1 protein-coding gene is annotated in these 8,302 nt (G+C 51.6%); it reads right to left on the bottom strand.

Going from position 1 to position 8,302, the window contains the following annotated elements:
- A partial coding sequence (locus Xind_RS19130) for a non-ribosomal peptide synthetase (protein ID WP_187650879.1) occupies positions 1 to 8,302 on the bottom strand: 8,302 nt, incomplete at both ends.

Raw genomic sequence — 8,302 nt, 5'->3', positions numbered from 1 at the left:
AGTCAGTCCCCGTGCCCGGCTGTCAGGGTTGCTGCCCGGTTCTCTGTCAAAGACACGTGGTGAGCGGGCATCAAGCACGACAGTGGGTAAGGGACTGTCTACTTTTTCCACTAGCGCAGTCTGGATCAGTAAGGCGACGGGAGCCGCATCCTCAAGCATATAGGCCAGCCGTTCGGTTGGATAGGCCGGGTCGAGAGGCAGATAGGCCGCGCCGGCTTTGAGGATAGCCAACAGGCCGACGACCATATCCAGACTGCGTTCAACACAGATAGCAACGCGATCATCAGGCTGGACGCCCAGCGTAATCAAATGATGGGCTAACTGATTGGCGCGGCAGTTCAGTTCATCGTAGCGGAGGGATTGCCCTTCAAATACCACGGCGATGGCGTCAGGGGTCAGCTCAGCCTGTTGCTCAAACAATTCATGGATCAGGGCTTCTTGTGGGAAGTCAGCCTGTGGAGCGTTGAAATCGACCAGTACCTGCTGGCGTTCGGCAGCAGGTAGCATAGGCAGGGACTGGATAACTTGTGTGGCATCTGTTGCCATTGCTGTCAGAATGTTTTTGAAATAACTCCCTATACGAATCACAGTTTCCTGATCGAACAAATCAGTTGCATACTCCAGTTTACCAACCAAACCGGCGTCGGTTTCAGTAAGCGACAGTGTCAGGTCGAATTGGGTACTGCACTGTGATTGCTCAATAAGGGTGAGTTCCAGACCGGGTAACTTCAGTTCCTGAGCCGGAGTATTGTTCAAAGCCAGCATGACTTGGAAAATTGGGTTGTAACTCATGTTGCGGGCGGGCTGTAATACTTCCACCACCTGTTCGAACGGCAGATCCTGATGAGCATAAGCAGCCAGTGTACGTTCGCGAACCTGAGCAAGCAGTTCCGCCACAGTATTGCACTGACCAGATTCGATACGTAAGGCCAACGTGTTGACAAAGAAGCCAATTAACTCTTCGGTTTCTCTGTTCTGGCGGTTGGCAACAGGAGTGCCAATCACGATATCATCCTGACCACTGAGACGAGCAAGGACAATAGACCAAGCCGCGAGCAGGGTCATAAATAAAGTTGTATTTTGGTGCTGTCCAAGTGCCTTAAGTGCGGTTAGTAATCCTGCGTCGAGATGGAAAGGCACCTGGCTGCCAGCATAGTGCTGTACTGATGGTCGTGGCCGATCCATAGGCAGTTCCAACAGGGCTGGCGCTCCTTGAAGCTGAGCACACCAGAAATTACGTTGTTCAGTAAGTACGTCGCCCTGCAACTGGTTGCGCTGCCAGACAGCATAGTCAGCGTACTGGATGGGCAATGGTGGTAAGGCAACATCGTGACCGGAAAGGATAGCCTGATAAGACGCTGCCAGCTCACGAATTAAAATACCAGTAGACCAGCCATCGGAGATAATATGGTGCTGGGTAAACAGCAGCACATGCTCCTCGTCAGCCAGTTGCAGCAATTGACCACGGACCAGCGGGCCTTGAGTAAGATTGAAAGGCGTACGAGCTTCACATTCAGTGAGTTCGGCAACGCGATGGATGCGGGCCGTTTCGCTCAGGGAACGCAGATCCAGATGGGAAAGCGTAAAACCAATATCTGCATGGTCAATCTGCTGACAGGGCTGACCGTCAACCAACGTAAAGTGAGTGCGCAGGCTTTCTTGACGGGCAACAAGGGTATCGAGAGCCGTGGTAAGCGCTTGATAGTTAAGCTTACCGCAAAGTCGCAATACCACCGAGATATGGTAGGCCTGACTAGCGGCGGGATCGAGTTGGTCAAGGAACCACAACCGCTGCTGAGCAAAAGAGACAGGTAGCGGCAGGCCGCGATCGGCAACAGGTATCGCAGTCTGAATGGTTACGGAAATATCAATAAGCGTTCGAGCGAGATCAATAAGCACAGGCTGGGCAAAAATCTGAGCAAGCGGCAGATCCCGTGCCAACATCTGGCGTATACGTGTCGTGCATTGAACCGCAAGTAACGAATGACCGCCAAGCTCAAAGAAATGATCATAACGACCCACGCGCTCCAGTCCCAACAAGTCTTGCCAGATCTGAGCCAGCACCGTTTCCACTTCACCAACAGGGGCTTCATAATCGCGTACAGCCACGGCAGACTGATTAGGTGCGGGCAGTGCCTTACGGTCAAGTTTGCCATTAGGCGTAAGCGGGAAGGTTTCCAACATCACAAAAGCGCTGGGGATCATGTATTCAGCCAAATGCTGAGTCAGTTGCTGGCGCAGTTCAGCCGGGATCAGTTCAACGCCGGATTGCGGCTGGAGATAGGCCACCAAACGGGTATCGCCCGGAATATCTTCGCGCGCAATGACAATAGCTTCATTGACCCCCGGACACTGAATAAGTTGTGCTTCTATCTCACCAGGCTCAATACGGAAGCCACGGATCTTGACCTGAAAGTCGTTGCGCCCCAAATAGTCAATATTGCCATCGGGCAGCCAGCGACCGAGGTCACCGGTCTTGTACATTCGGGCATTAGGTGTAGTTGAGAACGGGTCAGCAATAAAGCGCTCCGCTGTCAACTCTGGGCGGTTAAGATAACCGCGGGCAACACCGACGCCACCAATATAAATCTCACCAGTAACACCAAAGGGCAGCAACTGGCCTTGTTTATCCAGAATATAGATCTGGGTGTTAGCCATTGGCCGGCCGATGCTGGGTTGCGACAATGATAAATCAACCGGACAGAGAGTGGCGTCTACTGTACATTCTGTTGGTCCGTAAACGTTGATGAAACGGGTAGTTTTTATATATTGCAGTCTGGACCACATTAAAGGAGAAATAGTATCCCCGCCAATCAGTGCCAACTTGGGTTGATAACCGGCACGTGTTCCCAGTCCGGCGTCCAACAGCCACTGCAATTGAACCGGCGTACAGTCGAACATGTCCACAACGTGGCGTGCAAAATAGTGCCAGAGCTGCTGGCCATCGGCACGAATATCTTCAGGAACGATGATCAATGTATGACCTGAAAGCAATTGGAGCCAGATTTTCACCGAGGCATCGAACACAATACTGGCATTCATGGCTATGCGACACGGTTGTTGGAGGTCGAGCGCTGCATTCAATCCGGTATAAAGATTGATGACATTTCTGTGCGCCACCATGACCCCTTTGGGCTGTCCCGTGGAACCGGAGGTGTAAATCACATAGGCCAGATGGTGTGGGGTTAGTCCCAGCGTTTGAGCATCGGGATTGTTTTCAGATCCCTCATCAAAAACAGATAGCGGCTGATCAAGTAATATGCGGGGTAGATTGCTGTCCAGCATATCAACCAGGGTGGACTGCGTGAGCAGAGCTACCGGTGCAGCATCGTCGAGCATGTAAGTCAATCGTTCGGCTGGGTAGGCTGGATCCAGTGGCACATAGGCACCACCCGCTTTAAGGATAGCCAGCAGTCCCACCATCATCTCCAGACTACGTTCAACACAGATAGCCACCCGATCATCCGGACGTACTCCTATGGCAATTAGATGATGAGCCAGACGATTGGCCTGGCAGTTCAGTTCACGGTAGCTGAGAGACCGATCTCCGAATACCACAGCAGTGGCGTCAGGCGTGCGTACTGCTTGTTGTTCAAACAGTTCATGGATCAGCGTTTCTTGTGGGAAATCAGTCTCGGTGTTATTGAACTCTATCAATAATTGCTGGCGTTCATCGGCAGGCAGGATTGATAGACCCAAAACAGACTGCTGAGGTGCGTTTGCCAAAGCTTCAACTAAGTTGTTGATAGTTGTGACCAGATAATCTGCTATCCGGGCGGGATCAATTGTAGCGATGGCTTTGACGACTATGCTGAAATCTTCGCCAAAGTCATCCACCGAAAGGGTCAATGGGTAGTTAGTACGCTCCTCAGCAGACAACAGACGCATGCCATCCCAGACTGTATCATCTGTCTCTGGCTGGCTATGGCGATAATTGAGTAAGGCACTGAACAATGGCATTGGTGGCATCACACTACTGCAACGTTGGGCCAGAGCTAAAGAAGCCTGCTCATGCTCAAGCAGTGCCGTCAAATCATGGTAAGTGTCTTGCACCACTTCCAATACACTGCGACCGGCAAGAGATATCCGCACTGGCAGGGTATTGATAAACATGCCCATCACCCGATCGGCGCCGGCAAAGCCTTGCAAACGGCCAAGCAGTACGGTGCCGAAAACGACATTCTCAAGGCCGCTGGTTTGTGCCAGTACCTGTGCCCAGGCGACATGGAATAATACACCCGGACTGATACTCAGATGGCGGGCCTGATTGCGGATTTCCTGTGCCAGTGCCGGCTCCAGCGGGAGATTCACTTCGAGTATGCCTTCACCGTCACCCTGTACATTGAGCAGGTCGAAGGGAGCCGTTGGTGTGTCGATATCAGCAAGTCTGGAACGGAAATAGGTCTCATGTGTCGAGATTGGCACGTTGAGTGTCTGGGCAATAAAGTTGCGGTAAGGTAATGGGACGGTCAGAGTTTCTGCTTGCCCTTTCAACAGTAAGCGAATTTCGTCAGTGATAAGCTCCATCGTTACATGGTCGCCTATCAAATGATGAATACTTAAAGCAAGTAGCCATTCATTGCTGGTCGGATCGAGAGCAATATCGGCCGTGAACAGTGGTGCCTGATTCAGGTTGAGCCGCCGCTGACGCGGATCAGTGTGCGCTTGTAACTGAGCCAGCACATTGTCTGAAGAGGTTGGAACAAAGGGACTGATCGACAACGGTGCCTGACGCCAGACAACCTGTACAGGTTGGGACAATTCCTGCCAACAGATGGCGGTGCGCAGGATATCATGGCGATCAATAACTTGTTGCAGGGCGCCCAGGAAATCATCGAGACGTGCACGGCTATCAAAGGCAATCAGGCTGTTTAACAGGTAGACATCGCCTTGCTCCTGTAGCTGATGGTGGAACAAAATGCCTTCCTGTAACGGTGCGAGCGGATAGATATCCTGCACATTAGCGGCACCGCCAGCCACACTCTCAACAATGATGTCAATTTCCGCCTGAGATAATGTTACCAGCGGCAGCATATCTGGCGTAATAGTGTCACAATCCGTGCTGATTAGGTTGGGTGGCACGTTTAGGGCGGTTTTGCCAGTCGCCTCTATTGTCAGGCGAGTCGCCATCACTTCCAGCGTCGGCGAAGTGAAAACCGCTTTGACATCAAGTGCAAGGTTACGTTGGCGCAGTTGTTCAATCAGGCTGACAACCAACAGTGAATGTCCTCCCAGCTCAAAGAAATTGTCGTAACGTCCGACACGCTCTAACCCCAACAGATTTTGCCAGATTTGAGCTAATGTCGTTTCCCGTTCGCCAACAGGAGACTCATAATCACGGGTTACCAGCGCTGATTGGTCTGGCGCGGGCAGCGCTTTACGGTCAAGTTTGCCATTGAGTGTAAGGGGGAACGTTTCTAACATCACAAAGGCGCTGGGCAGCATATAATCTGCCAAACGGGTACTCAGTTGTTCTCGCAGGTTAGCGGCATCCAGCGTGACATCAGGCTGTGGCACGATGTACGCCACTAGACGTTTCTCGCCATTATCTTCTTCACGTGCAATAACGACGGCATCCTTGACACCTGCACAATGGGTCAATTGTGCTTCGATTTCGCCCAGCTCAATACGGAACCCGCGGATCTTAACCTGAAAGTCATTACGGCCGAGGTAAACAATCGTGCCATTTGGCTGCCAGCACCCCAGATCGCCGGTCTTATACATTTTGGCATTCGGTTGCATACTGAATGGATCGGTGACAAATCGCTCTTCTGTCAGTTCTGGGCGATTCAGATAGCCACGAGCCACCCCTGCACCGGCAATATAGATCTCTCCAGTGACACCGAGTGGTACAGGTTGTCCTTGTGTATTAAGAATATAAATGCGGGTATTGGCAATCGGGCGACCAATTGACAACGTTTCGGTTGCATCCAGTACCTCACCGCTGTCCAGTGTCATTGCGGTGGTAATGACAGTAGTTTCGGTTGGTCCGTAGGTATCGATCCAGCGACAGTGCCGGGTTTCAGGCATGGATTGCCAATCGATAAGATGACGGGATTCAGCCTTTTCACCACCGACCGTGATTGAGCGCAGAGAAGGGCTGAAACCACAGCGGCCTGCTTTCATCTCTTGTACCCACTGGTGCCAGAAGGCAGTCGGCAGATCTACTACGCTGATAGCCTGTTTCTGTAGGAAATGGCTAAAGGTCGTATCCGGTATCCGAATATGCGCTGGGCGCAGGATTAAGGTGGCACCGACAGACAATGTTGGGAAAATTTCAGACACAGCAGTATCAAAGGCAATCGTGGCGAATTGCAGAACACGATCAGTCGATCTGAGTTCACTGATCTGACACTGGGTATGGATAAAGTTCACCACATTGTGGTGTTCAATCATCACGCCTTTAGGTAATCCAGTGGAACCAGAGGTATAAATCACATAGGCCAGATGATGTGCTTGTAACCCCAACTGTCTTGGATCAGGATTGGCAACCGATTGTTGGGCAACTGAGTTCAGATGGTTGGCATGATCTAATAACCATACAGGGATATCGGCTATCGGCAAATGCGCGTGTAAATGTTGCTGAGTGAGCAGTAACTTGGGCGTACTGTCAGACAAAGCATGTGCCAGCCGTTCGTTTGGATATTCAGGATCGAGCGGAACATAACCCGCTCCGGCTTTTAATATACCCAGTATACCAATCACCATATCCAGGCTGCGCTCGACACAAATCGCCACCCGATCATCGGAACGTACACCAAATTCAATCAAAGCATGGGCTATTTGGTTGGCACGCTGATTTAGCTCATCATAGCTAAGCGACTGTTTCTCAAATACCACAGCCGTGGCATCAGGTGTACGTTTAACCTGCTGCTCAATCAATTCATGGATAAGCACTTTTTGCGGGAAATCCACTTGTGTCGCATTGAAGTTCACCAGTAGCTGCTGACGTTCTGCTGCTGGCAAAATTGGCAGGTTTAGAATGGGCCGCTGTGGATCGGTTTTCAGCGCTTCAATTAGCCCGCTGATGGCGGTAACCAGATAATTGACTACCCGGACAGGATCAACCTCCGCAATACTTTGAACTATCAAATTAAAATCTTCCCCCAGATCATCCACGGAGAGATCAAGTGGATAGTTGGTGCGTTCTTCTGCGCTCAATATACGCATACCATCCCAAATCTGGTTCACCGTATTTGGCTGGTTATGGCGGTAGTTAAACAGAGCGCTGAATAGTGGCAACGGCGGATTTACGCCACTACAGCGTTGCGCCAATGTCAGAGGGGCTTGTTCATGCTCCAGCAGTGATGTCAGATCGCGATAGGTAGCCCGTACCACCTCCAGCACACTACGATTGGCAAGAGATACCCGTACTGGCAGCGTATTGATAAACATCCCCATCACCTGATCGGCACCGGTAAAACCTTGCAGGCGACCGAGCAGTACAGTGCCGAAGACGACATCGTCACGGTCACTGGTTTGCGCCAGTACCTGTGCCCAGGCAACGTGGAACAGTACGCCGGGGTTGATACCCAGACGACGAGCCTGAGTACGTATCGCCTGTGCCAGAGTGGTATCCAGCCGCAAACGGGCTTCGGTAATATCCTTACCGTCTCCCTGTACATTAAGCAGGCCAAAGGGGGCGGTTGGCGCATCAACGTCGGCAAGTTGGGCGCGGAAGTAGTCCTCATGTACAAAGGCGGGTACGCTCAGGGTTTGAGCGATAAAGTTGCGGTAAGGGATTGTTACAGGCAGAGTTTCGGGTTGCCCCTGCAACAGTAAACGGATCTCGGCGACGATAAGTTCCAGAGTCATATGGTCGCCAATTAGATGATGAAAATTCAGGGCTAACAGCCATTCATTGTTGGCTGGGTCGTGAGCAATGCTGGTGGCCAGTAATGGTGCCTGACTCAAATCAAGATGACACCGACGTGGATCGGTGTGGGCCTGTAATTGGGCCGGGATATTGTCTGCGGAGGCTGGCACAAAAGTTGTTACAGACAGTGGTGCCTGACGCCAGACCACCTGTACAGGCTGAGTCAATCCCTGCCAGCAAACGGCGGTACGCAGGATATCATGACGGTCTATCACTTGTTGTAACGCCCCAAGGAAGGCGTCGAGATGCTCACGAGTATCAAAAGCAATCAAGTTATTTAACAGATAAGTATCGCCTTGTTGCTGTAGCCTGTGGTGGAACAGAATGCCTTCCTGTAGCGGTGCCAGCGGATAAATATCCTGCACGTTGGCAGCGCCGCCCGCCACCGTGTTGACAACCGTGTCGATTTCCGCCTGAGACAGGGTT

Origin of the sequence: Xenorhabdus indica, from assembly GCF_014467235.1 — a bacterium.
In the GTDB taxonomy this organism is placed as follows: domain Bacteria; phylum Pseudomonadota; class Gammaproteobacteria; order Enterobacterales; family Enterobacteriaceae; genus Xenorhabdus; species Xenorhabdus indica.
Note: the sequence above shows the minus strand (reverse complement) of the source record. Positions and strands in the feature narration are given on the sequence as shown.